Source organism: Rhizobium leguminosarum, assembly GCF_004123835.1.
Lineage (GTDB): Bacteria > Pseudomonadota > Alphaproteobacteria > Rhizobiales > Rhizobiaceae > Rhizobium > Rhizobium leguminosarum_M.
In genome coordinates, this window is record NZ_MZMU01000012.1 from 202,908 (window position 1) to 224,566 (window position 21,659).

The window sequence follows — 21,659 nt, forward strand, 5'->3', positions numbered from 1 at the left end:
TCTAGCGGGGGATGTGTCGTGCCGAAATTCTACTTTCAGCTCTTCGATCGGGATGGTGCCGGGGCAACCGAGACGGGATATGATTTCGACTCTATCGAGGCTGCCAAAGCGGAGGCGCGGCGTGTTCTCGCGGAGATGGCCGCCGAAGGCTTGCCGACTGCACCTTTGAATATGATGTCGGTGGAGCTCTTCGATGAAAGCCGGCGACCGCTTGCGGAAATCCGGCTGATTCTCGAGGAAATTGCGAAATAGCCAGGCGGGCGTCCCGGCCTGTGAATGCCTGTCGATCGCGCCAAGCAATCGAATGACTATGTCAAATTTAATTGCCGGCTATGAAGGCGGGTCTTAGCGTCGCGCAATCGACCGAGTCGGATTGATGCGTATGTGTGACTGGCGGCAGCCCTTAACGGCCGCCGCTATCGCAAGACGTCGAGCCATTCATTGTTGAAGACGAGACTGGCAACCGTGACCGGATCGCCCTTCTCGTTGCGAACGGTGATGGCGATGGTCATGCGATCACCCGCCGGCAATTCGTCACGGGCCACATCCAGCAGGATGCGGGTCACTTCTTTTGGAATGTCTTCACGAGATCTGAGCTCGGTGCCGTGCTCATCGCGCGTGGGACCTTCCCCGTTGTGTAGATCGAAATAGTAGCGAGCCATGTTTTTTCCTGCGCGTCACAGGAGAAATCACAGATGAAGACAATTGTTCCCGAGGCTAGGCATTGATTCTTATAGAAAATATAGGTCACATCGAAATGGGGCCGGCTTCCAGCGATATCGGTGGGCATGCTCGTGATTGAATCCCTGCTGCTCAACCTTGGAAGCCGTGATCTGCTGTCGGCCGAGGAGGAAAGCCATCTCAGAGCGATCATCGTTAAAGACAGATATTTTGTTGCCGGGGAGGATCTCGTCTCCGAAGGAAGCAGGCCTGGCTACAGCACGCTGCTGCTCGATGGTTTTGCGGCGCGCTACAAGGTGATGGCCGATGGTAGCCGCCAGATCACCGCACTGCATGTTGCCGGCGATTTCGTCGATCTTCACGCTTTCCCGATCAAGAAGATGGATCATGGCATCGTCGCGCTGTCGTCCTGCCATGTCGCCTTCGCCGATCATGCCGATCTCAAGGCGATCACTGAACGCATGCCGCATCTGACCCGGCTGCTCTGGCTCGACACGCTGGTCGATGGCGCCATCCACCGCGAGTGGATCGTCGCCATGGGCCGGCGCTCCAAACGCGCCCATATCGCTCATCTTGTCTGCGAACTCTTCGTGCGGCTGCAGGTGGTGAAGCGGACGCGCGGCGCAAGCTTCCAGTTTCCGTTGACGCAGATCGAGATGGCCGACGTGCTCGGCGTTTCCGTCGTCCACCTCAACAAGACGCTGCAGGCGCTGAGGCGCGAGGGCGTGTTTACCTGGGAGAACCGGACGATCACCATCGTCGACTGGGAACGCCTGCAGGAAATCGCCGAATTCGATCCCGGCTATCTCAGCATCTTCAGAGAGCCGCGGTAAGACAGGGCTGGAGGAATCGCACAATCCGGTGACGGCGCTTCATTGCGATTGACAAATCGTCCATTCGGGCGGAACACCGCTCCGACCTTGAAAACTCTCTATGAAGGCTGGCGCGACCGTAGCCGGCCGGTGACATCGCAATGGACATATCCCAAGGCCCGGGGAGCGTTCTTCGCCACCCCGGCTATCTGAACTTCGCCGCCTCCCGCGTCTTTTCCTCGCTTTCCTTCCAGTCCATTGGCATCGCCATGGGGTGGATGATCTACGATCAGACGCACAGCGCCTTTGCGCTCGGCCTCGTCGGCTTGTGCCAGTTCCTGCCGATGGCGGTGCTGACCTTCGTTGTCGGCCATGTCGCCGACCGGTTCGACCGGCGGCGCATCGGGCTCGTCTGCCAGTTGATCGAAGCGGTGACGGCGCTGGTGCTGGCGGTTGCCACCTGGCAGCAATGGCTGACACCGGCCGGCATCCTTGCCGCCGTCACCGTGCTCGGCGCCGTCGTCGCCTTCGAGCGCCCGACCATGGCGGCCCTGCTGCCGAACATCGTGCCGGCCTCGATGTTGCAGAAGGCGGTCGCAACCTCGACCTCGTTGATGCAGACGGCGATGATCATCGGCCCCTCGCTCGGCGGCCTGCTTTATGGCCTCCACCCCGTCGCGCCTTTTGCTATATCCGCGCTGCTTTTTGCCGTTGCGAGCTTCAACGTCATCTCGATCCGGATGCAATGGAGCCCTGCCAAGCGTGAGCCGGTGACGCTCGCCTCGGTCTTTGCCGGCGTCTCCTTCATCCGCAGCCGGCCGGTGATGCTCGGGACGATCTCGCTCGATCTCTTCGCGGTGCTGCTCGGCGGCGCGACGGCGCTGCTGCCAATGTTCGCCAGCGATATCCTGCATGCCGGTCCCTGGGGCCTCGGTTTTCTCCGCGCGGCCCCGGCGGTCGGCGCGCTTGCCATGTCGATCATGCTCGCCCGCCGGCCACTGAGCAGCAATGTCGGTCGCAAGATGCTCGCCGCCGTCGCCGTGTTTGGCGTCGCCACCATCGTCTTCTCGCTCTCCACCAACATCGCGCTTTCCGTGCTGGCACTGTTCGTCATCGGCGCCTCCGATACGGTGAGCGTCGTCGTGCGCAGCTCGCTGGTGCAGCTTCTGACGCCGGACGAGATGCGTGGCCGCGTCAGCGCCGTCAACTCGCTGTTCATCGGCACCTCCAACCAGCTCGGCGAATTTGAATCCGGCATGATGGCGGCGGCGCTCGGGCCGGTCGCCACAGGCGTTGTCGGCGGGCTCGGCACGATCTTCGTCGTGCTCCTGTGGATGCGGCTCTTCCCGGATCTCACCAAGGTCAAGACGCTGCAGGGTTAGCACATGCGTGACGCGTTGAAAGCGGCGACCGCTCCCGTTAGGTTCGGCCCGAAACATCATTCGGCGGAGCCGCGCGTGACGACAAATTTTCTATCCTGTGTGCTGGCGGCGGTTTTCATGTCGGTGCCGGCCGTGGCGCTGGCCGAGTGGCAGGCGGTCGAAGAGGTACGGCCCTATTCGATATCGGGCACCTCGGGCGCCGGCCTCTATGCATCGATCGGCGAGCGCGGGCCGAAGGCGGGCGGCTTCGGCCGGGCGATCGCGCATACGACGTTCAAGCTGACCTGGACCAGGAAATACGAACCGCAGGGCAATGCCTGCGTTATCGTGACCAACCGGCCGAAGCTCATCATCACCTATACGCTGCCGAAACCATCTGCTGCGCTGCCAGCCGCCGTGAAGGGCAGCTGGGAGGCCTTCATATCAGGTGTGCAGGCGCATGAGCGGGTGCATGGCGAGACCATCAAGGAGATGGTCAAGGAGATCGAGGCGACGAGCATCGGCCTCACCGTTGACGATGATCCCGATTGCAAGAAGATCAGGATCGAGCTGACCCGCCGCCTCGGCGAGATCTCCCAAAGACAGCGCCAGCGCGGCCGCGACTTCGACAAGATCGAAATGGGTGACGGCGGCAATATCCAGCAGCTCATCCTCAAGCTGGTGAATGGGCCCTGATCGCCAGGAAGCTATAAGCGCGTGCGGTTAACCGCTCGGCAGCGACTGGACCCGCTTGGCAAGTCTCCTATCTCCTCCACGGTAACGACGCGCAAAGGAGGAGCGAGATGTCCTATGTCGATGGTTTCATCGTGGCGGTTCCGAAGGGGAATATCGAGGCCTACAAGGAATTCTCGACCTTCGCCGGCTCCATCTGGAAGGAATATGGCGCGCTCGAATATGTCGAATGTATCGGCGACGACGTTCCCTATGGCGAGTTGACCTCCTTTCCCCGCGCCGTGCAGGCGAAGGAGGACGAGGTGGTAGTGTTTTCCTGGATCGTCTACGGCTCGCGCCAGGAGCGCGACGATATCAATGCCAAGGTGATGGCCGATCCCAGGCTCAAGGGCGACCAGTGGCAGATGCCGTTCGACGGCAAGCGGATGATCTACGGCGGCTTCGAGACGCTGCTCAGGCTCTGATCGCCCGGGGCAAGCATAACTAGCCCGTGCGAGCTTGACTTGCACGCGCAAGCTTGACTTGCGCCAAGCAGCGCGACAACTCGCGAGACATGTCATCTCGAAGCAGGAGAGCGCCTTGCCCCAGACGATCCTCACCTTGTCCACACGCGGACAGGGCCTTTACGAATTCACCGACCAGGCGGAGGCCTTCGTCAACGCATCGGGGCGGGATGAGGGGCTTCTCACGGTCTTCGTGCGCCACACATCCTGCTCGCTGCTGATCCAGGAAAATGCCGATCCCGATGTGCGCACCGATCTTCTCGCCTTCTTCCGCCGCCTCGTGCCGCCGGCCTCCGATCCCGAGATGGGCTGGATCGTGCACAGGGCCGAGGGGCCGGACGATATGCCGGCGCATATCAAGGCGGCGCTGACGCAGGTCTCGATCGGCATTCCCGTCGCCAGGGGGCGGTTGATGCTCGGCACTTGGCAGGGGCTCTATCTCTTTGAACATCGAGACCGGCCGCACCGGCGCGAAGTCGTGCTGCATCTCAGCGATTGAAATCGGTTAATGGTTGTGAATGCAAACTGAATGCCCGGTTCGAACGCCATTCAGTTTGCTGGGTCTACTGTCGAGACAATCCCTGAAGGGAGAGCTTGGAATTCAATCGACGGAGACACAACATGACGCATTTCCTGACCAAGGCTTCGCTTGCCGCTCTGCTCGCCCTCTGCACCATTCCGGCCACTGTTTCCACGGCGGCCGCCGCCGGACCGCAGACGAACTTCGTCGTCGAGGCGCAATACCATCGTCCGATCCGCGGCTGCTCGCCGATGCACGCGGTGCGCAAGGCGCGTGATTTCGGCCTGCGGAGAGCCCATATCACCCGCATGTCGCCGCGCGTTGTCGTCGTTGCCGGACGCGACCGCCGCGGCTGGGACAGGATCACCTTCGCGAATGTCCGCGGCTGCCCGCTGATCCGGCGCTGAGGACTGCAGCCGGAGGCGCCGATGCGGCGCTTCCGGTCTGTTTTTGCCTTGACGGTGACACTTTCAGCCGTCTCTTCTCTGACCTGTATGAGTGATTCCCAAATGACGCTTCGGCGTTATGCGGAGTAATGGGAGGGCGGCTCGACCGCACCGACTTTCAAACGAAAGGTTTTTCGATGATGCAGTTTCTGGCAAAGGCGGGTCTGGCCGTCATGCTGACAGCCGGCACCCTTGCCGGCACGGTGGTCCCGGCCGCCGCCCAGTTGAATATCATTATTGGCGAGCCGGACCGTGGTCCGCCGCAGGATTACCGCCGCCCGCCGGGCCGCGACCGGCCGTCGCGCGGATGCGATCCGCGGCTCGCCGAAAACCTCGCCCGGGATTACGGCTTCCGCCGCACGCGCGTCGTCGATATCACGCCGCGCCGTGTGATCGTCCAGGGCTGGACGCGTCGCGGTCCCGGTGAAATGAGCTTCGGCAATGTGCGCGGTTGCCCCGCCCTGCGCCGCTAATCGTTAGAAGAAAACGCCGCCCCGTCTCCCCGATGTGGCGGCCAAGAACCGCCTTTGCCCGTCTCCCCGGATCGGCAAGGGCGGTTTTCTTTTTGTGAAAGTGTTTTTACAGCGCCGCGCATCTGAAAAGACGCGCGGCGCTTTCATTTTACTGCTCGATGGCGAAGGTCACGGTGACGCTGACATTGTAATTGTTCTCGCCGCCCTGGACGGGAACGGCAGCGTCGGAGGCCTCTTTCATCATCGTGGCGCGATAGGCCGGCTGCGGCATCGCGCGCGGCACATTCTCGTTGATCTCGAGAATGCGGCCAAGCTTGACGCCGGCGGCTTCGCTCAGCGTCTTCGCCTTCTTGACGGCACTGGCGACAGCATTCTTGCGTGCCTCTTCAATCACGGCGTCCGGCTTGTCGTTGGTGAACTGGATTTCGCCGCCCTGGTTGATGCCGAGGGTGACGGACTGGTCGATCACCGCGCCGAGCTTGGCGAGATCGCGCAGCCTGACGGTGACCGAATTGATGGTCTGGTAGCCGATCAGCTGCGGTTGCTGCTGCTGGCCGTCGACGGGCTGCGGGTAGTTGTATTGCGGCTGGATGGAAAAGCCGGAGGTCTGCAGATCTCGCTCGGCGATGCCGCCGCTCTTCAGCGCGGCAAGCACGTCGTTCATTGCCTTGTTGTTCTCATCGAGCGCTTCGCGGGCGGTTTTCGCCTGCTTGACGACGGCGAGATTGACGATGGCCATATCGGGAGCGACGGAGGATTCGCCATCGCCGGTCACCGAAATCACCGGCTCGCGCGGCTTTGCCTCCTGCGCGAAGGCGGGCGCTGCGGCGGCAAGCGGCAGCGCCAGAAGGGCGGTCATCAGGACAGTTCTGGTATAGATCGGCGCCATGTTTTCATTCCTTGGTTGTCGTTTCCCGGAACAGCTTTCTGTCGGTTGATTGTGAAGCTATTACGGCGGAAAAGACAGGCGCATGCGCATCGCGAGAAAAATGTCAGAGATGCCTGCACCGGAGCTTGAACCGGAGGATGTCCGCCTACCTCAAAAGCCGAAACGGCTGGACCGGAACCGACGGCTCGCTATCATATGGCGACCATCGACGACGAGGAAACAATGTTCGAAACGCTCGATCCCGTCCCGTCCGAGATCGCCACTGCGATTTCCGACGGCCTGAATGCCTTCAACGAGAGCGCTGAGATCAGACGCGAGGCCTTCGCCATCGTCTGGCGGGAGAATGGAGGGCTTGCCGGCGGGATAACGGCGTCCGTTTCCTTCTCGATTCTTTTCCTCGGCAATCTGTGGGTCGCGGAATCGCTGCGCCTGAGCGGCATCGGCCGGAAGCTGATGGCGGCGGCGGAAGAAGAAGGGCGCCGCCGCGCCGCCGTCATGGCCTGCGTCGACACGCTCTCGACCCAGGCCCCGGATTATTACCCGAAGCTCGGATATGTCGAGTTCGGCAGGGTCAGCGGCCATGCGGGCGGCCGGCCCGTCGACCGGATCTGGTTCCGGAAGGAATTTTTCGCCGCAACTTGATCAGAAGCCGCTGGCGGCTTCCCATCAGATATCAACTGAAATGACATTGGAGGACGTAATCGCGGGGGCAGACGAGTCGGTTGACCCGCCATTGTCCTGCTAGGCGCCGAAATCGTCCATGAAGGATGGATGGATAGCGGGCTTGCGCTCTTCGCGTGCGTCGCGAATGCGCTGGGGAACCGCACCGAGACCAGCGACGAAGCGGGTGAGGAGATTGCGGTTGAAAAGTTTATGTATGGCACTCATGGCAGTTCACTCATTCTTTTTTTTGTTAGCCGGCAGCATATATTTTGCCCAGGCTGCCATAACAATGGGCAATTTTGCATGACAGTTATGTGGCAGTGCATGGCTTGAGGGTGGCTGGCCTAAAAGGTGATCACATTGGCGTTAGAAGCGGCCGTCGAGGGCGGTCGGCCGCTATAAATCCTCGTAGGTATTCGCCGTGGGTGGTAGATTGCCCGCTTGGGGTAAAACCATGCCCCTCCGAAGGAGAAGCTCAGATGAACCGATTTTTCGCATTTGTCGCGACCGGAACGCTGATCAGCCTTGCCACGATCATTTCGGGTTGCACTTCGTCCGGAAGCGTCGACCAGACGTCGTCGATCGGCGGCGGTTATTATGAGCGTCAGCCGCTTAATCCCGCGTGTGGGGGTGGGTTTAGACCTAGCGACGGGCGGTCTTGCAGTTATTAGAGGGCGCGATACTTGTCACGACCACTTTGGCGCATATGTTCTCTAATCGTATAGTTCTGCGAGTGTGTCTTTAGCGTTGCAGCTATTTGTTGAGGTGGGCTGTATCCTCTGGCGCGTTGCAAGACATGGGGTAAACGAATGAAGTTAACGGTCGCCACCACTTTTCTAGCACTTGTCGCAACGACCGCGTTTGCGGCGGATGCCGTACAGGACATCCCGGCCGCACCTGTTGCGGCTGCGCCGGCTTTCACCTGGTCAGGCCCTTATCTCGGTATCGATGGCGGCGCCAGTTGGCTAAACGGTGACTTCAGCGTCGGCGGGGCCAGCGATTCTCAGGATTTCAACGGCGGCGTCTTCGGTGGATTTGTGGGTTACAATTTCCAGTTCGACAACAACTTCGTTGTTGGTATCGAGGGCAACCTCGAACACAACTGGAACGAAGAGGAAGCGCTGGGGGCGGACGTTGGGACCGATTGGGCCGGCGCTGTTCGTGGTCGTGTCGGCTACGCCTTCGACAGAGCGCTGCTTTACGGCGCAGCTGGTTGGACCGCCACGCGCGGATACGTGGACGTGCCGGGGTTTGACAAAGAAACGGAGACCTTCAACGGTTACACCGTCGGTGCTGGCGTCGACTTTGCCATCACCAACAACATCTTCGCCCGCGGCGAGTATCGGTATAATGACTTCGGCGAGAATGACATTCTCGGCGTTGATGTCGACCTCGACCAACACGAACTCAAGTTCGGAATCGGCGTGAAGTTCTAAGAACTGTCTGTCGTATCAGCCGGAGGAAAGCCCCGCCGAAAAAGCGGGGGCTTTTGCATTCATGACAATGCCAGCAAAATCCTTCGATTAAGCCTGACTGCAAGAGTTGGTTGAAAAGCGCTCGGTCAAAGGTTTAAGCTCCAGACAACTGGGGATACACTAATGGTAACCGTGCGTCGCTCGATCTTGAGCGCCTTCTTTTCCGCTGCCCTTGCTTCCACATGCCTTGCCGATGCCCCGACGTCGTCGGGTACCGGTTTCGCAGTAACCCCGGATGGCTGGCTGCTAACAAACGCGCACGTCGTCCAGGGATGCAAGCGCATCGAAATAAAGGGCAGGGGTGACGCCGCCGATCCCCGGATTGACGCCACGAACGATCTAGCTCTGGTCAGGATCGACCAGCGAAGCCGTTGCAACCCCTTGTCTTCCGTCATGCGCCGACCCGGCTTGGCGAGGATATCCTCGCTATAGGTTTTCCGTTGGCGACCTTGCTGTCGGATTCCGTCAAGATCACCACAGGCAACGTCAACGCACTCGCTGGGCTTCGAAACGACACCCGGTACATTCAGATTTCGACACCAATTCAGCCTGGTTCTGGCGGCCCCGTCGTTGATCGGGATGGCTTTCTTATGGGCATCACTAGCGCCACGCTCTCGAAAGGCATTGCGGACGAGATTGGGATCACCGCGCAGAACGTGAACTTTGCGATCCGTGCGTCTGTTGCCGACCTCTTCTTGCAGTCTCAAGGCATTAAAGGACAGTCCGGCGACAGGGCGGCAGACCAGCAGCCAATCTCGACAGCCGACCTGGCGGATAAGATCACGCCGTCAGTATTCCAAATTCTCTGCTATGGCGAGGAGCAGGAACAGACGTCGATCAACACGCCAAGCGCCACAACTAATCTGCCCGCGCAGCCAATCGCTTCATTCATCGGTGCCCGCGGCTACGATGCGATCGGCTTCGACTACCGCGCCGTCAAGGATGTCACTTATTCCGGATGCCCGAGATTTGCGAAGGCGACAGCCAGTGTAAGGCGATTACCTACAACACCAAGCACGGGGTTTGCTTCCTGAAGGATAACGTCGTCGCTCTGATACGGAATTCGGATGCGGTCGCCGCATACGCATCGTCAAAGGCAGCCGATGTGATCGTATCTGATTTCACGAGCTATTCCGGTGTAGATCTTCCCGGCGGTGACTACAAGCGTCTGAGAGGCAATAACTATTTGCAGTGTTTCACCGCCTGTATCAGCGACAATGCTTGCAAGGCATTCTCCTATGTTTCGAAAAAATCGGAATGCTGGCTCAAGGACGTGATCGGTCGACCTAAGGCGACCAAAGGCGTGGAGTTAGGGATTAAGTAAAACAGTGAAGGCGGTTCATCACGGAGCTGGAGTTCCGTCGCTCCATCCGCGACCCCGTAGCAACGCGTGGGCTCAAGCGGGGCTCAAAGAAGCTTCAAGTTTATTTCAGAATTCGGAACGTGGCGTCAAAATTCCGGATTTCGCCTCCGGCTACATGCGGACAACTGGAAAAATGGTGGGCCCGGAGGGACTCGAACCCCCAACCAAGCGGTTATGAGCCGCCGGCTCTAACCATTGAGCTACAGGCCCTGGCGTCGGGTGTCCGGCGCTTGGGTGCCGGGGCAATGGTTCCCGCAGCACGGGTTCCGCTCTAACGCAAATCCGGGGGAGCCACAAGCGGGCAGCGCAAGCATCTGTGGACGATGCATATTTCGTGGGCAGCCACTGGAACCTTCTCGCGCGGGCGACACTTATTCAAGTCACATTCCGCATGAAGAGGGCGATCGCAGATGGTGGCTTTTAACAGTGCCGTGGTGCTCATCGTGGAGGACGAGCCGCTGATCCGGTTCAATATTCTCGATGTGCTGGAGGAGGTTGGCCATGTGGCGCTGGAGGCGGCGAATGCCGACGAGGCCCTGGTGGTGCTGAAGGGCAGGCAGGATGTCGATATCCTGTTCACCGACGTCAACATGGCCGGTTCGATGGACGGTCTCCAACTTGCCAATCGGGTGCGGGCGATGCGGCCGAACATCGGCATCATCATCACCTCGGGCATGGTGCGGCTCGATCCGATGGCGCTGCCCGCCAATACCGCCTTCCTGCCGAAGCCCTACATGCACGACACGCTGATTTCGACGATCGATTCCCTGATGACGTAACGGCAATACCCTGATGACATGACAGGGGCGCGCAGCCGCAAAACGGGGACTGGTTTTGCGGCTGCGCGCGAGGCGCCGGGAGACTTGCTCGTCTTCAGGCGGGGCGGAGGGGACCACACCCTCAGCTGAAGCTGCTCTTCAGCGCCTCGTTCTCGTGATGGGCCTTCTTCTCGTAAATCGTGAACAGCGCCATCGAGAGGAGATAGGAGAGGAAGGGATCCCCTATCTGCGTGGCGATGTCGCGGGATGCGAGAACATGGCGCTCCAGCGCGCCGATATCCTTCTGCATTGGGGTCTGCGTAGCGGTTTGAGCGAGGCGGTTCATGCTGCCATCTCCAGGAATTGGGTCACGACCGAGCGGGCCGGCACGTGCCTGACATAAAGGGGTAGGGTGAGGCCGAGGGCGGCGCGCATCTTGCGCAGCACGCGGTCCGATACTTCGAAGGCGCCGCAGCAGACGGGGTATTTGCCGTAGCCGTCTGCGCGGCCAAGTTCTTCCACTTCGGCGCCGGCGCGCTTGTAGACGCGCTTGAGGTAGGGCTCGTAATTGGAAATCATCGTATGGATGCCGTGATCGAGCGCGCATTCGCAAAGCGCAAGCAGCATCATGGAGAAGGCGCGACCGGCATCGACATTGGAGAAATCCTTGGCGATCGCCTCCTCGTCGATGCACATGCGCGTGCCTTCCCAGATGCCGGGGGCGATAAGATTGGCGGCATCAGGAAACGTCTCGCGGAAGACGTCGTAGAGAAGGGTCGGGCCTGTCGTCGGCATCAGGCGCATGCCGCCATAAAGACGGGTGCGGCTGTCGTTGCACCAGACGAGATAGGCGGGAGCCAGCGAATCGTAGCTATCACGTTCGTAAGGGCCGATGACGGGAACGTCCCAGCCGAGCGTATCGGCGAAGACCTTCTTGCGCAGGCGAAACATCTGGTCGAGTACGGCAGCGTATTTCTGATACTCATGTGCCTGAATGATAACGAACATTTTGCCCTCCAGCGTTTTCAAGTTCGTGGAAAGCAGAATGGTTCAGACGGGCCGGATCGGAAATTCCCTCAGATGGGCCCCCTCAGATGAGGGGATCAGGGGTTGATGATGCGCAATTGCACGGCCCGCGAGGCCGCGGCCGAGATCGTGGCGCAGCCGAGCTTGAAGCGGGCGGTCTTCAGATAATCGCGCGTGGTGTGCTCTGATATGCCCAAGATGACCGAGATATCCTTGTAATCCTTGCCAAGGGCCGTCCAGTGCAGGCACTCGATTTCGCGCGGTGACAATGACGGCACGGGATCGTTCTCGCCATGCAGCTCGTAGACGGCTTTGCGGTGGATGAGGTGGGCGATTTCGATCCATTCATTGCGGCAGCGGCGGACGAGTTCGGTCCATTCCTCGGCCGGTATGCGGGCATTCAGCGACAAGAGCGCACGGCGCTGTGCCTTGTCGGCGACGGGAATAGAGTAGCCGTTGCCGCCGATGCCGTGCTTCTGAGCGTCGACCAGCATGGCATAGGCCTCCGGCGTCGGCTCGACCTCACTCCAGTCGAAGGGCAGTTGGCGTTCGAAGCCCTGCCTGACGATCGGATCGACCTTCACATAGCTGTTCAGGAGGTAGCGGGAGACCCAGGCATCCGGGTAGGTGGTGCGCACGAAGGGCGAATCGATCTTGCTCGCGATCGTCTGGGCGAGATGGTAAGTGACGAAATCGAGGCCATATTCCGCCTGGAGAATGCGGATGGCGGCGTCCACATTGGCCGCAGCCTTGATCTGTTCGAAAGCGGACTCGAACTTTTCGCTGTAGGTATTCTCAATCATTTCCACTGCCCCAATCCCCTCAATCCTACCGCGAGGGCCGTCATAAATACAAGGCATCCCCACATATGCGGGGAATGACAATCCGGGTCCCATCTGCTAGCGCCTTTCATGAGGAGACCTCATATGGACAGCAAGAGACCATTCGAGATTGCCGAATGCCAACAGGCCGCCAAGGGCCTGAAATCCAGCTGGCAGGACATGGCAGGCTCCGAAGCGCTGATCCGCGCGCTCGTTGCCGAACGCAACGGCGACACGCCGTTGGCGCTGTTCTGGACCGAGGTTCATCGGGCGCTCTGCCAGGAAACCAACGCCTTCTGATAATCCGCTTTCCCGAAAGGCTCAGGCTTTTCTCCTTGGCTAAACAGCGCACCACCCGGGCGCGGCAGCAAGGAAGTCCCGCCGCCTTTCTATATAATTATCGATGAACACGTCTTCATTCTTGTCGCGATTCGATTCTATGATGAAAGCGTCGGACGGTAACGTTTTCGGATGTATGGTTAATAAATCCGCATTATTTCATCGATTTGTGTCAAAACGGGTTGACGAAGAATTTGCGGCAGGAGCAATGGTGTTTGTGGAAGCGGTTACACTCCTCACCTGTGCCGCCACTGGCTGCAGAATGTTTCGACTGTCATCACCGATGCGTGGAATGGAATGACTGAAAAGCGCGTGCATCTGGTCTTCAAGACCCATCTCGATATCGGCTTTACCGACCATGCCGAGAGGGTCCGCCGGCAATATCACGAGCGCTTCATTCCGCAGGCGATCGAAACGGCCAAGCATTTTCATGCCGAAAATCCCGACGAGCCGAAATTCATCTGGACGACGGGCGCCTGGCTGATCTGGGACCATCTGAATTCGCGCTCGGCCGGAGAGGTGGCAGCGCTGGAACAGGCGATCGAGCGCGGGCTGATCCGCTGGCACGGCCTGCCGTTCACCAGCCATACGGAGCTGATGTCGCCGGATCTCTTCCGGGCCGGGCTTTCCTATTCGCAGGAGCTCGACCGGCGCTTCGGCAAGACGACGATCGCGGCGAAGATGACCGATGTGCCCGGCCATACGCTCGGCATGGTGCCGCTGCTTTCCGAGGCGGGCATCCGCTTCCTGCATCTCGGCGTCAATACGGCCTCACCGCCGCCTGACGTGCCCGACATCTTCCGCTGGCGGGCGCCCGGCGGCGAGGAAGTGGTGGTCATGTACCAGCGCTCCTATGGCGAGACCTGTTTCCCCGACGGTTTCGAGGACGGGCTGAGCTTTGCCCATACCAACGACAATATGGGGCCGCAGAGCGTGCCGCAGACGGCCGAGGCCTATCGCGAATTACGCGCCCGTGAGCCCGATGCGATCATCTGCGCAGCGACGCTCGAGGATTACGGCGCCATCCTCTGGAGGGAGCGTGAGCGTTTCCCTGTTGTCGAGCTGGAACTCGGCGACAGCTGGATCCATGGCAGCGGCAGCGATCCGGTGAAGACGGCGCGGTTCCTCGCGCTGCAGCGGCTCTACGACCGCTTCGCGGCGGATGGGCTCGACGCACGACGTCTCGCCTTCGGGCGCGGACTGGCAATGGTGGCCGAACATACCTGCGGCGTCGATATCAAATCCTATTTGCGCGACGACAAGGCGTGGTCGCGGGCCGATTTCGAGGTTGCGCGCCGATCCGATTACCGCTTCGCCTATACCGAAGCCTCGTGGGACGAGCAGCGCGCCTATCTCGAGCAGGCGGTCTCGGAGCTCGACGAGACGGACCGGAAGGCGGCCCAGGCCGTGCTTGCCGAATTCGCCACGCCTGCCGTCATTGCGGGCGGGGGGCGGGAGCTCCGCCTGCAGGCCGGCGGCTGGTCGATCACGCTCGACGGCGCGAGCGGCGATGTGGCCGAAATCACCTCGCCCTCCGGCCGGACGATCTCCGGCCGCGAGGGCTCGCTGATCGCCTATCGATATGAGAGTTACGATGCCGGCGACGTTATCAGGCACATGGAGACCTACCTGACCCATCGCCAGGAATGGGCGGTGCTCGACCATGACAAGCCGGGGCTTGCCCGGTCGGGTGCAGCACTTTCGAAGGTTTTTCTTCCGAGGCTGGAAGCAACGCAAGGGGCGGGCATCCTTCTCTCAATGCCGGCCGAGGCCGTGCAGAATTATGGCGCGCCGCCGCATGTGATGCTGCATTTCACCGCCGAGGGCGATCGCCTCAACCTCAGCCTGACATTACACGACAAGCCCGCCAACCGCATGCCGGAGGCAAGCTTTCTTTCCTTCACGCCTGATGGTGCGGCGGACTGGAATTTCCGCAAAATGGGCCTCTGGCACCGATCGGGGAATATTGCGACGAGCGGCGGGGCACAATTGCAGGCGGTGACATCAGCACGCGGTGATATTGCCGATGGTCCGCTGACGATTGAAACCTTCGATGCGCCGCTGGTTGCGCCGCAAAGCTCGGATTTCATGACGTTTTGCAGGACGCTGCCGGATTTTACCGCCGGCATCCGCTTCAATCTGCACAACAATAAGTGGGGAACCAATTTCCCCATGTGGTGGCAGGGAGAATTTCAGGCGCGCTTCCGGCTCAGGCTCGACTGAGCCGCTCGATCCCGCGGGGATTGGGCCACCGGATCGCGCCGCGACTAGGCCGCTTTATCCAGTACGGATGAAGCGGCCCGGCCGATGTGAGAAAGGGTTTAGCCGACGTTTGCGGTTCGGTTGAACCAGCCGGCGCGTGGCGCTTCGGGCCGCTGCGGCTTCGGGCGAAACTTCACCAGCACCTCGCGGCCATCGGACGAGGCCTGCGTGCGCTCCAGCGCGTCGCGTTCGGCAACTGCCTGGCGCCAGTGCTCGTCGTCGCGCCCATCTGGCCGGCCGCGTTCCTCCCAAATCGCGTAAGCTCGTTTGCTGATCCATTCGTGGCGTCTGTCGCTCATCTATCCATTCCATTCATCAAAATTGTTATTCGGCAATTCTGTCCTGCAGAACCGGCGGCCGGCGCTTGGCTGCCATCAGCAGGTCGAGTTCGATCGAGGAGGGCCCGAAACGGGTGAACAGGCTTTCTGCCTGCTCGCCGCGCAGGCCATATTTGGAGGCGAATTCATCAAGGCTATAGGGGCGGCCGCGCAGGATCTTGCTTCGGCGCTCCGGTTCACGGATTTGCGTCATTGGTGATAACCCCAGACTGTTTTTGCGAATGTGAGAACAAAACAAATTACAGAAACAAAAGTTCCGTGAATTATCAGGGTTTTTTCGCCTCGCCGTGCCATTCCGGCGCGATCTCAGGCGGATGGCACAGATTTTTAAGGCTGGTGTGCGCGGAGAAAATTTCGTCTAAAACACGCAAGAATATCAGGGTGTTATGGAATTCGCTTCCGCGGCGGCGGATAAATGGGCTTTACCCCGGCGCGTTACTCTATAGAATCAATAGTGTTATTCGGTTCGCAGGGGCAGCAAAACGTTCCATTCCCCGCGTTGGCGCGACCGATACCGGAGGACTTTGGCTTCAACCCATCAAGAGGAGACAGACATGATGAATGCACTGCCGCCACTTCATGACGGCCACGCGCCGTTCAACCTCCAGCAGCTGTTTCGTGAAGCGCTCTATGCCTTCGAGGAATGGGACAGCGAATTGACCGAACCGATCGTGACCCACGAAGGACGGGTCATCCCCATCAGCTTCGTTTTCGAAGCCATGCGCGAATGCACCGACATCGTGCCGATGAACATTGTCGGCGCCGTCACCGAACGGCTGACCAAGCCGTGGGAGGGCGAAGGCCCGCTCGACCAGATGACCTTCTCGACGGCGGCGCGTGTCATGCGCGTCCTGGTGCGCAAGCGCCTTCTCGTCACTGGGGCTGCGGATCTCGTTGCCGTTTCGGCCCACGCGTCCGAAGACCAGGGCCGCGACTGATAGGGTGAGGATCGCGGCCATGGCTGCGATCCTTTTCCGCTTTTTGGCGGAACCTCGCTTATTCCCAGCCGTTTAATTCGGCAGGCACAGCCCGCTACTACAGCGCCCTTTTCGAGAGTCGCAAAGGGCGCTGTAGCACTTTGAATTGCTGCATAATCTATCCTTAAATCGATCCCGATTTAAGAGTTATGCAGTGGTGACGGGCGAGGAATGAGCACCATGCTAAAATCTATTGTTCATGAAATCATGGGTACACCCAGGCGTGAGCCTGAGCTTCCGCAATCGCTCGAGCAGTTTCGCGACAGGAAGCGGGTGCTGATCATCTTCGCCGATGCGCAAGATGACCGCGCGCTCATCCAGGACGAATGGCTGCGGAAGGCGCATATGCGCTTGATCGAGGAAGACGTCGAGGTGTTCAGCATTGCCGGCGGCGGCGCGTTTGCGCTGTTCGACGATGACTGGGAACTCGATGCCGACGATATTCGCGATCGGCTGCAGGGACCGCCATCCGGCGAGTTCGGGTTGATCCTGATCGGACGCGATGGAACCGTTAAGCTGCGCTCGAGCGAGCCGATGAGCGCCGAGGACATTTTCGCGGCTTTTGAGATGTTGCCGAAGAAGACGCCTTGGTAGTGTTTCGAGAGTCCGTTTGAAGCGGCGGGCGGTGGAGCATCCGCGCCCGCATCCCTTGCATGTTCAGAGTTCGAAGGCTTCCTTGAGGCCGAGGCTCTTGCGTTCGCGCAGGTCAAGATCGGCCTCGATATGGGCGATGTGATGCAGCATCAGCTGGCAGGCACGGTCGAGTTCGTCGGCTTCGATCGCCGAGATAATGTCACCATGTTCGGAATGGCCGCAGCTCGATGCGGTCGACTGCCCGTAGAGCGCAATCACCAGCGACGAGCGGGCGACGAGTTCCTCCATGAAGCGCTGCATGATCGAATTTCCCGATATCATCGCCAGCGTCAGATGAAAATCGCCCGATGCCTTGATTTCAGCGCGGCGCGCGGTCTGGCCACGCTCGCTCATCAGGCGGCCTTCTTCCAGCAGAAGCTGTCGCAGATGAGTAATGTCATCCGGCGTGATCCGCGCCGCTGCCTCGCGCAATATGCCTGGTTCGACCAAGCGGCGGGCGGAAAAGATCTGGCGAGCCTCTTCCGGCGAGGGATAGGCGACGAAGGCGCCGCGGTTTTTCTCGACGCTGACGAGGCCTTCATAGGAGAGCGCCTGCAGGGCGGCGCGGGCAAGCGTGCGGCTGACATTGAAGAGATTGCCGACATCGCTTTCCGAAAGCTTGGTGCCTGGCGAAAGCCTGCGCTCGACGATCGCTTCGCGAATGGCATCGCGGATCTGTTGCGCGCCGGTATCGGTGGTGGAGTCTTCGGCCTGCTGAGCCTTGGCGGCGGATTTCATGAAGTTTATTTCCTGATGGTCTGCAAACCATACCCGGCTTCGCGCTAAAGTTAAACAGAATTCGTGCCCGAAATGGCAGGAGATTGTATACGATGTTTTGCACAAATTGCGCACGATAGCCTAAATCATGTGCAGATAGCGCTGCGCCTATAATTTGCTCTCTCAGCTGCGGTTTTCATAAAATCGTTATTTCGCAATGGCTTGCTGCAAGCAACGGAGTTTGGCACGGCAGATGCATCGTCTTTTCCGAACAGGGGAAGGCATGATGTCGAAAGCGGCAGAGATCGATATAGTATCCGTTTCGAAGGTCTATGGCGCGACGACGGCCGTCCATGCGATCAGCCTGAAGATTCCAGCCGGCTCCTATTGCTGCTTCCTGGGGCCGTCGGGCTGCGGCAAGACGTCGACGCTGCGGATGATCGCCGGCCATGAGAGCATCTCGTCGGGCGATATCAGGCTCGGTAATGTCGTCGTCACCGATTTTCCGCCGGCCAGGCGCGGCACGGCGATGATGTTCCAGTCCTATGCGCTCTTCCCGCATCTCGATTTGATCGACAACGTCGCCTTCAGCCTGAAGATGAAGGGCGTCGACAGGCTGGAGCGGCAGGCGAAAGCGCTGGAGATGCTCAAGCTGATGCAGATGGAGGCCTATGCCAACCGGCGTCCGGCCCAGCTTTCCGGCGGCCAGCAACAGCGCGTGGCGCTGGCGCGCGCGCTGATCACCGATCCGGAAGCGCTGCTGCTCGACGAGCCGCTGTCGGCGCTCGATCCGTTCCTGAAGATCCGCATGCGCGCTGAACTCAAGAAACTCCAGAAGTCGCTTGGCATCACCTTCGTGCATGTCACCCACAGTCAGGAAGAGGCGATGGCGCTCGCCGACGTCATCGTCATCATGAATGACGGCCGGATCGAGCAGGCGGCGGCGCCGCGCGAGGTCTTCGAGCGGCCGGCGACGGCCTTCGTCGCGCGGTTCATGGGCGACCACAACGTGTTGTCCGGCCGGGTGACCTCGAGCGAGAACGGCGTACTCGTCATGACCGTGCCTGAGGGGCAGAGTTTTTCCGTGCACGGGACGGGCAGGGAAGTCGGCGAGCCCGTCGACATCGGCATCCGCACCGACCGTGTACGCCTGCAGGTGGCGACCGAATGGACGCTCGGCTTCGACGGCATCGTCTCCAACATCGAATATCGCGGCTCTTCCGTGAAAATCACCGTTATCGGCGCCGGCAGCGACGACTTCACCGTCATAGCCGAGGACGGCGACTATTTCGCCCGGCCGGTCGCCGTCGGCGATGCCGTTTCGCTCAGTTGGGCGCTCGAGGATGCCGTGCTTCTCGGCCGCTCTTCCGCATGAGCCATCACCATCAAGAACACTGAACCTTCCATACCCAAGAAAAGGGGAACTGACATGACGACTGAAACGACATCGACCAAGGCGGAGAAGGGTCTTTCCCGCCGCACGCTGCTGAAGACGGGTGCTGCCGCCGTCGGCGCCATCGCCGGCTCCGGCGCCATCACCGGCTTTCCCACCATCTGGGCGCAGACGAACATCACGCTTCGCCAGTTCGGCACCGGCGTTTCGAACATCAATGCCATTGCCGAGAAGTGCAAAGCCGATCTCGGCATCACGCTGGAGATGACGGCGACCGATTCCGACGCCGCCGCCCAGCGCGCCGTCACCCAGCCTGACAGCTACGACATTGCCGACGTCGAATACTGGATCGCCAAGAAGGTGTTCCCGACCGGCGTCATGCAGCCGATGGACGTCAAGAAGCTGAAATATTACGACAAGATCGTGCCGCTGTTCATCAACGGCAAGCTGAAGGCAGACAGCGTCATCGCCCAAGGCACGGCGCCGCACACGGTCGGTTTCGTCGAAGCGCAGGATTCCAAGAAGTTCGCCAAGGAGCCGACGCAGTGGATGACGATGGTTCCGACCATCTACAATGCCGACACGCTCGGCATCCGTCCTGATCTCACTGGCCGTCCGATCACCAGCTGGGCCGACATTCTCGATCCGGCCTTCAAGGGCAAGACCGCAATCCTCAACATCCCGTCGATCGGCATCATGGATGCGGCGATGATCATGGAAGCCTCCGGCAAGATCAAATATGCCGACAAGGGCAACATGACGAAGGAAGAAATCGACAAGACGATCGAATTCCTCATCAAGGCCAAGGGTGACGGCCAGTTCCGCGCCTTCTGGAAGAGCTTCGACGAGTCGGTAAACCTGATGGCCTCGGGCGAAGTGGTCATCCAGTCGATGTGGTCGCCGGCCGTCGCCGCCGTCCGTTCGAAGGGTATCGCCTGCACCTTCCAGCCGCTCAAGGAAGGCTACCGCGCCTGGGGCGGCGGTCTTGGCCTTGCCTCGCACCTCAAGGGCGCGCAGCTCGATGCCGCCTATGAATACATCAACTGGTACACGTCGGGTTGGGTCGGCGGCTACCTCAACCGCCAGGGCTATTATTCCGCCTGCATGGACACTGCCAAGCAATTCATGTCGGCCGACGAATGGGGCTACTGGATCGAGGGCAAGCCGGCTGCCGGCGACATCCTGTCTCCCGAGGGCAAGGTGATGGAAAAGGCCGGCGCCGTTCGCGACGGTGGCTCCTTCGAAGCCCGCATGGGTGCTGTCGCCTGCTGGAACTCCGTCATGGACGAGGACCGCTACATGGTTCGCCGCTGGAACGAGTTCATCGCAGCCTGATCCCTTTGGGGGCGGGCAGGCGCTGCCTTTCGCTGGTGCTGAAGACGTCGCTTCGCTCCACCCCCTCATCCGCCTGCCGGCACCTTCTCCCCGCTGGGGAGAAGAGGGAGTCCGTGGCCGCGTCGCGAGACGAATGCAAGGTTCGCGGTGGCCGAGGCGCTGCCGCGAATCTCTTCTCCCCAGCGGGGAGAAGGTGCCGGCAGGCGGATGAGGGGGCGGCACGCACCGCTTGTCCTGCCTGGGACAATGAGCAAATGGAGAACCGGATATGGCGACCATCGCAGCGGAAACGGAGGAAGACAAGCAGGGTGCACGCGCCCGCGTCTTGCGCCTCTCCCCATCGGCGATCTCCTATCTCCAGGCGACGCCGCTGTTCGTCATTCTCGGCTTGTTCTTCCTGCTGCCGATCGCCATGATCGCGGTCGTCAGCTTCTGGGACTACGACTTTGCCGGTCTCTATCCCGATTTCCTGACGATGAACTATACCGACACGCTCGGTTCGTGGGTGACGTGGAAGATCTATCTCAACACGCTGAAATTCACCGCGATCGTCTGGGCGCTGACGCTCGTCATCGGTTTCTGGGTCGCCTATTTCCTGGCCTTCCACATCCGCAAGACATCGACGCAGATGATCCTCTTCCTTGTCTGCACCGTGCCGTTCATGACGTCGAACATCATCCGCATGATCTCGTGGATCCCGGTGCTCGGGCGCAACGGTCTCGTCAATTCGACGCTGATCAAGATGGGCATCATCCCGCAGCCGATCGAATGGCTGCTCTATTCCGATTTCGCCGTCGTGCTTGCCATGGTGCATCTCTACACGCTGTTCATGGTGACGCCGATCTTCAACACGCTGATGCGCATCGACCGGTCGCTGTTCGAGGCGGCGCGCGATGCCGGCGCCTCCGGCTGGCAGGTGCTGTGGAATGTCGTCATCCCGCTCGCCAAACCCGGCATGGCGATCGGCACGATCTTCGTCGTGACGCTCGTCATGGCCGACTTTTCGACGGTGCAGGTGATGTCCGGCGGCCAGAGCGCCTCGGTGGCGCTGATGATGAAGAACCAGATGTCGCTGCTGCAATATCCGGCGGCTGCCGCCAATGCCGTGGTGCTGCTTGCGGTGGTGCTGTTGATGGTCGCGGCCATCCTGCGCGTCGTCGATATCCGCAAGGAGCTTTGAG

The 21,659-nt window shown here is 60.4% G+C and carries 28 protein-coding genes, 1 tRNA gene and 1 pseudogene; 20 read left to right on the top strand and 10 right to left on the bottom strand.

The window, feature by feature from the left end:
* Positions 1 to 18: 18 nt before the first annotated feature.
* Positions 19 to 252 carry a DUF6894 family protein gene (locus B5P46_RS17705; RefSeq protein WP_129419781.1) on the top strand — a complete coding sequence of 78 codons (234 nt, stop codon included), beginning with the start codon at positions 19 to 21 and terminating at the stop codon, positions 250 to 252.
* A 164-nt stretch (positions 253 to 416) separates the two neighbouring features.
* Here B5P46_RS17705 and B5P46_RS17710 read toward each other — a convergent pair whose 3' ends face one another.
* Entirely contained in the window at positions 417 to 662 is a 246-nt protein-coding gene (locus tag B5P46_RS17710) for a DUF6894 family protein (RefSeq protein WP_129419782.1), read from the bottom strand.
* Positions 663 to 794: 132 nt separating this feature from the next.
* Here B5P46_RS17710 and B5P46_RS17715 point away from each other — a divergent pair, with 132 nt between their 5' ends.
* The 7 genes from B5P46_RS17715 (at position 795) to B5P46_RS17745 (ending at position 5,489) form a co-directional block, all read left to right on the top strand.
* On the top strand, positions 795 to 1,514 hold the full coding sequence (locus B5P46_RS17715) for a Crp/Fnr family transcriptional regulator (RefSeq protein WP_129420514.1): 720 nt from the start codon (positions 795 to 797) through the stop codon (positions 1,512 to 1,514).
* Positions 1,515 to 1,654: 140 nt separating this feature from the next.
* Positions 1,655 to 2,875: an MFS transporter gene (locus tag B5P46_RS17720; protein WP_129419783.1), complete on the top strand. Its 1,221-nt coding sequence runs from the start codon at positions 1,655 to 1,657 to the stop codon at positions 2,873 to 2,875.
* Positions 2,876 to 2,878: 3 nt separating this feature from the next.
* Entirely contained in the window at positions 2,879 to 3,550 is a 672-nt protein-coding gene (locus tag B5P46_RS17725; RefSeq protein WP_129419784.1) for a DUF922 domain-containing Zn-dependent protease, read from the top strand.
* 107 nt (positions 3,551 to 3,657) lie between these two features.
* A complete protein-coding gene (locus B5P46_RS17730) occupies positions 3,658 to 4,011 on the top strand; it encodes a DUF1428 domain-containing protein (protein ID WP_017961395.1) in 354 nt (117 codons plus the stop codon).
* A gap of 115 nt (positions 4,012 to 4,126) precedes the next feature.
* Complete coding sequence (locus tag B5P46_RS17735; protein WP_129419785.1) at positions 4,127 to 4,549, top strand: secondary thiamine-phosphate synthase enzyme YjbQ; 423 nt, start codon at positions 4,127 to 4,129, stop codon at positions 4,547 to 4,549.
* 122 nt (positions 4,550 to 4,671) lie between these two features.
* Entirely contained in the window at positions 4,672 to 4,977 is a 306-nt protein-coding gene (locus B5P46_RS17740) for a hypothetical protein (protein WP_003541573.1), read from the top strand.
* Between the two features lie 176 nt (positions 4,978 to 5,153).
* On the top strand, positions 5,154 to 5,489 hold the full coding sequence (locus tag B5P46_RS17745) for a hypothetical protein (protein ID WP_129419786.1): 336 nt from the start codon (positions 5,154 to 5,156) through the stop codon (positions 5,487 to 5,489).
* Positions 5,490 to 5,637: 148 nt separating this feature from the next.
* Here the strand turns inward: B5P46_RS17745 and B5P46_RS17750 are convergent, their stop codons facing one another.
* A complete protein-coding gene (locus tag B5P46_RS17750) occupies positions 5,638 to 6,378 on the bottom strand; it encodes an SIMPL domain-containing protein (RefSeq protein ID WP_129419787.1) in 741 nt (246 codons plus the stop codon).
* 195 nt (positions 6,379 to 6,573) lie between these two features.
* On the opposite strand from B5P46_RS17750, the gene B5P46_RS17755 reads away from it, so the two are divergent.
* Complete coding sequence (locus B5P46_RS17755; RefSeq protein WP_129419788.1) at positions 6,574 to 7,020, top strand: GNAT family N-acetyltransferase; 447 nt, start codon at positions 6,574 to 6,576, stop codon at positions 7,018 to 7,020.
* Between the two features lie 99 nt (positions 7,021 to 7,119).
* On the opposite strand, the gene B5P46_RS34460 is transcribed toward B5P46_RS17755, so the two are convergent.
* Positions 7,120 to 7,266, bottom strand: coding sequence for a hypothetical protein (locus B5P46_RS34460; protein ID WP_003561157.1), 147 nt, complete (start codon positions 7,264 to 7,266; stop codon positions 7,120 to 7,122).
* Positions 7,267 to 7,520: 254 nt separating this feature from the next.
* Between B5P46_RS34460 and B5P46_RS17760 the strand changes: the two genes are divergently transcribed.
* From B5P46_RS17760 to B5P46_RS17770, 3 genes and pseudogenes are all read left to right on the top strand, one after another.
* Positions 7,521 to 7,712: a hypothetical protein gene (locus tag B5P46_RS17760; RefSeq protein ID WP_077978844.1), complete on the top strand. Its 192-nt coding sequence runs from the start codon at positions 7,521 to 7,523 to the stop codon at positions 7,710 to 7,712.
* A 138-nt stretch (positions 7,713 to 7,850) separates the two neighbouring features.
* Complete coding sequence (locus B5P46_RS17765) at positions 7,851 to 8,477, top strand: outer membrane protein (protein WP_129419789.1); 627 nt, start codon at positions 7,851 to 7,853, stop codon at positions 8,475 to 8,477.
* Between the two features lie 162 nt (positions 8,478 to 8,639).
* Positions 8,640 to 9,840, top strand: a pseudogene (locus B5P46_RS17770) (trypsin-like peptidase domain-containing protein).
* 173 nt (positions 9,841 to 10,013) lie between these two features.
* Here B5P46_RS17770 and B5P46_RS17775 read toward each other — a convergent pair.
* Positions 10,014 to 10,089, bottom strand: a tRNA-Ile gene (locus B5P46_RS17775).
* Positions 10,090 to 10,289: 200 nt separating this feature from the next.
* On the opposite strand from B5P46_RS17775, the gene B5P46_RS17780 reads away from it, so the two are divergent.
* A complete protein-coding gene (locus tag B5P46_RS17780; protein WP_129419790.1) occupies positions 10,290 to 10,658 on the top strand; it encodes a response regulator in 369 nt (122 codons plus the stop codon).
* 121 nt (positions 10,659 to 10,779) lie between these two features.
* Here the strand turns inward: B5P46_RS17780 and B5P46_RS17785 are convergent, their stop codons facing one another.
* The 3 genes from B5P46_RS17785 to B5P46_RS17795 form a co-directional block, all read right to left on the bottom strand.
* The gene (locus B5P46_RS17785; RefSeq protein WP_129419791.1) at positions 10,780 to 10,983 is read right to left on the bottom strand and encodes a hypothetical protein; all 204 of its coding nucleotides are present in this window, start codon (positions 10,981 to 10,983) and stop codon (positions 10,780 to 10,782) included.
* Positions 10,980 to 11,645 carry an acyl-homoserine-lactone synthase gene (locus B5P46_RS17790; protein ID WP_003541559.1) on the bottom strand — a complete coding sequence of 222 codons (666 nt, stop codon included), beginning with the start codon at positions 11,643 to 11,645 and terminating at the stop codon, positions 10,980 to 10,982. The genes B5P46_RS17785 and B5P46_RS17790 overlap by 4 nt, the downstream gene beginning before the upstream one ends.
* 95 nt (positions 11,646 to 11,740) lie before the next feature.
* On the bottom strand, positions 11,741 to 12,466 hold the full coding sequence (locus tag B5P46_RS17795) for a LuxR family transcriptional regulator (protein WP_129419792.1): 726 nt from the start codon (positions 12,464 to 12,466) through the stop codon (positions 11,741 to 11,743).
* Positions 12,467 to 12,589: 123 nt separating this feature from the next.
* Between B5P46_RS17795 and B5P46_RS17800 the strand changes: the two genes are divergently transcribed.
* Together B5P46_RS17800 and B5P46_RS17805 are read left to right on the top strand one after the other, a co-directional pair.
* The gene (locus tag B5P46_RS17800) at positions 12,590 to 12,784 is read left to right on the top strand and encodes a hypothetical protein (RefSeq protein WP_003541553.1); all 195 of its coding nucleotides are present in this window, start codon (positions 12,590 to 12,592) and stop codon (positions 12,782 to 12,784) included.
* Between the two features lie 336 nt (positions 12,785 to 13,120).
* A complete protein-coding gene (locus B5P46_RS17805) occupies positions 13,121 to 15,046 on the top strand; it encodes a DUF5054 domain-containing protein (protein WP_129419793.1) in 1,926 nt (641 codons plus the stop codon).
* Between the two features lie 98 nt (positions 15,047 to 15,144).
* Here the strand turns inward: B5P46_RS17805 and B5P46_RS17810 are convergent, their stop codons facing one another.
* Positions 15,145 to 15,384, bottom strand: coding sequence for a DUF2934 domain-containing protein (locus B5P46_RS17810; RefSeq protein ID WP_129419794.1), 240 nt, complete (start codon positions 15,382 to 15,384; stop codon positions 15,145 to 15,147).
* 25 nt (positions 15,385 to 15,409) lie between these two features.
* Positions 15,410 to 15,616: a hypothetical protein gene (locus B5P46_RS17815; protein ID WP_129419795.1), complete on the bottom strand. Its 207-nt coding sequence runs from the start codon at positions 15,614 to 15,616 to the stop codon at positions 15,410 to 15,412.
* 361 nt (positions 15,617 to 15,977) lie between these two features.
* Between B5P46_RS17815 and B5P46_RS17820 the strand changes: the two genes are divergently transcribed.
* Both B5P46_RS17820 and B5P46_RS17825 read left to right on the top strand, forming a co-directional pair.
* Positions 15,978 to 16,361, top strand: coding sequence for a hypothetical protein (locus tag B5P46_RS17820; protein WP_129419796.1), 384 nt, complete (start codon positions 15,978 to 15,980; stop codon positions 16,359 to 16,361).
* Positions 16,362 to 16,580: 219 nt separating this feature from the next.
* A complete protein-coding gene (locus B5P46_RS17825) occupies positions 16,581 to 16,994 on the top strand; it encodes a DUF4174 domain-containing protein (protein WP_129419797.1) in 414 nt (137 codons plus the stop codon).
* 63 nt (positions 16,995 to 17,057) lie between these two features.
* On the opposite strand, the gene B5P46_RS17830 is transcribed toward B5P46_RS17825, so the two are convergent.
* Positions 17,058 to 17,771, bottom strand: a complete 714-nt coding sequence (locus B5P46_RS17830) for a GntR family transcriptional regulator (protein WP_129419798.1) — start codon at positions 17,769 to 17,771, stop codon at positions 17,058 to 17,060.
* Between the two features lie 265 nt (positions 17,772 to 18,036).
* Here B5P46_RS17830 and B5P46_RS17835 point away from each other — a divergent pair, with 265 nt between their 5' ends.
* The 3 genes from B5P46_RS17835 to B5P46_RS17845 all read left to right on the top strand — a co-directional run bounded on the left by B5P46_RS17835 (position 18,037) and on the right by B5P46_RS17845 (position 21,658).
* Entirely contained in the window at positions 18,037 to 19,125 is a 1,089-nt protein-coding gene (locus B5P46_RS17835; RefSeq protein WP_129420515.1) for an ABC transporter ATP-binding protein, read from the top strand.
* Between the two features lie 54 nt (positions 19,126 to 19,179).
* Positions 19,180 to 20,478 carry an ABC transporter substrate-binding protein gene (locus tag B5P46_RS17840; protein WP_129419799.1) on the top strand — a complete coding sequence of 433 codons (1,299 nt, stop codon included), beginning with the start codon at positions 19,180 to 19,182 and terminating at the stop codon, positions 20,476 to 20,478.
* A 268-nt stretch (positions 20,479 to 20,746) separates the two neighbouring features.
* Positions 20,747 to 21,658, top strand: a complete 912-nt coding sequence (locus B5P46_RS17845) for an ABC transporter permease (RefSeq protein WP_129419800.1) — start codon at positions 20,747 to 20,749, stop codon at positions 21,656 to 21,658.
* Position 21,659 lies beyond the last annotated feature (1 nt).

What these genes read in the sequence shown, in the direction of transcription:
- B5P46_RS17740 (WP_003541573.1), top strand. Translation starts at nt 4,672, where the DNA reads ATGACGCATTTCCTGACCAAGGCTTCGCTTGCCGCTCTGCTCGCCCTC.
- B5P46_RS17760 (WP_077978844.1), top strand. Translation starts at nt 7,521, where the DNA reads ATGAACCGATTTTTCGCATTTGTCGCGACCGGAACGCTGATCAGCCTT.
- B5P46_RS17725 (WP_129419784.1), top strand. Translation starts at nt 2,879, where the DNA reads ATGCGTGACGCGTTGAAAGCGGCGACCGCTCCCGTTAGGTTCGGCCCG.
- B5P46_RS17810 (WP_129419794.1), bottom strand. Translation starts at nt 15,384, where the DNA reads ATGAGCGACAGACGCCACGAATGGATCAGCAAACGAGCTTACGCGATT.
- B5P46_RS17815 (WP_129419795.1), bottom strand. Translation starts at nt 15,616, where the DNA reads ATGACGCAAATCCGTGAACCGGAGCGCCGAAGCAAGATCCTGCGCGGC.
- B5P46_RS17805 (WP_129419793.1), top strand. Translation starts at nt 13,121, where the DNA reads ATGACTGAAAAGCGCGTGCATCTGGTCTTCAAGACCCATCTCGATATC.
- B5P46_RS17835 (WP_129420515.1), top strand. Translation starts at nt 18,037, where the DNA reads ATGTCGAAAGCGGCAGAGATCGATATAGTATCCGTTTCGAAGGTCTAT.
- B5P46_RS34460 (WP_003561157.1), bottom strand. Translation starts at nt 7,266, where the DNA reads ATGAGTGCCATACATAAACTTTTCAACCGCAATCTCCTCACCCGCTTC.
- B5P46_RS17765 (WP_129419789.1), top strand. Translation starts at nt 7,851, where the DNA reads ATGAAGTTAACGGTCGCCACCACTTTTCTAGCACTTGTCGCAACGACC.
- B5P46_RS17795 (WP_129419792.1), bottom strand. Translation starts at nt 12,466, where the DNA reads ATGATTGAGAATACCTACAGCGAAAAGTTCGAGTCCGCTTTCGAACAG.
- B5P46_RS17780 (WP_129419790.1), top strand. Translation starts at nt 10,290, where the DNA reads ATGGTGGCTTTTAACAGTGCCGTGGTGCTCATCGTGGAGGACGAGCCG.
- B5P46_RS17710 (WP_129419782.1), bottom strand. Translation starts at nt 662, where the DNA reads ATGGCTCGCTACTATTTCGATCTACACAACGGGGAAGGTCCCACGCGC.
- B5P46_RS17785 (WP_129419791.1), bottom strand. Translation starts at nt 10,983, where the DNA reads ATGAACCGCCTCGCTCAAACCGCTACGCAGACCCCAATGCAGAAGGAT.
- B5P46_RS17750 (WP_129419787.1), bottom strand. Translation starts at nt 6,378, where the DNA reads ATGGCGCCGATCTATACCAGAACTGTCCTGATGACCGCCCTTCTGGCG.
- B5P46_RS17830 (WP_129419798.1), bottom strand. Translation starts at nt 17,771, where the DNA reads ATGAAATCCGCCGCCAAGGCTCAGCAGGCCGAAGACTCCACCACCGAT.
- B5P46_RS17745 (WP_129419786.1), top strand. Translation starts at nt 5,154, where the DNA reads ATGATGCAGTTTCTGGCAAAGGCGGGTCTGGCCGTCATGCTGACAGCC.
- B5P46_RS17790 (WP_003541559.1), bottom strand. Translation starts at nt 11,645, where the DNA reads ATGTTCGTTATCATTCAGGCACATGAGTATCAGAAATACGCTGCCGTA.
- B5P46_RS17800 (WP_003541553.1), top strand. Translation starts at nt 12,590, where the DNA reads ATGGACAGCAAGAGACCATTCGAGATTGCCGAATGCCAACAGGCCGCC.
- B5P46_RS17820 (WP_129419796.1), top strand. Translation starts at nt 15,978, where the DNA reads ATGATGAATGCACTGCCGCCACTTCATGACGGCCACGCGCCGTTCAAC.
- B5P46_RS17720 (WP_129419783.1), top strand. Translation starts at nt 1,655, where the DNA reads ATGGACATATCCCAAGGCCCGGGGAGCGTTCTTCGCCACCCCGGCTAT.
- B5P46_RS17825 (WP_129419797.1), top strand. Translation starts at nt 16,581, where the DNA reads ATGCTAAAATCTATTGTTCATGAAATCATGGGTACACCCAGGCGTGAG.
- B5P46_RS17840 (WP_129419799.1), top strand. Translation starts at nt 19,180, where the DNA reads ATGACGACTGAAACGACATCGACCAAGGCGGAGAAGGGTCTTTCCCGC.
- B5P46_RS17730 (WP_017961395.1), top strand. Translation starts at nt 3,658, where the DNA reads ATGTCCTATGTCGATGGTTTCATCGTGGCGGTTCCGAAGGGGAATATC.
- B5P46_RS17845 (WP_129419800.1), top strand. Translation starts at nt 20,747, where the DNA reads ATGGCGACCATCGCAGCGGAAACGGAGGAAGACAAGCAGGGTGCACGC.
- B5P46_RS17755 (WP_129419788.1), top strand. Translation starts at nt 6,574, where the DNA reads ATGGCGACCATCGACGACGAGGAAACAATGTTCGAAACGCTCGATCCC.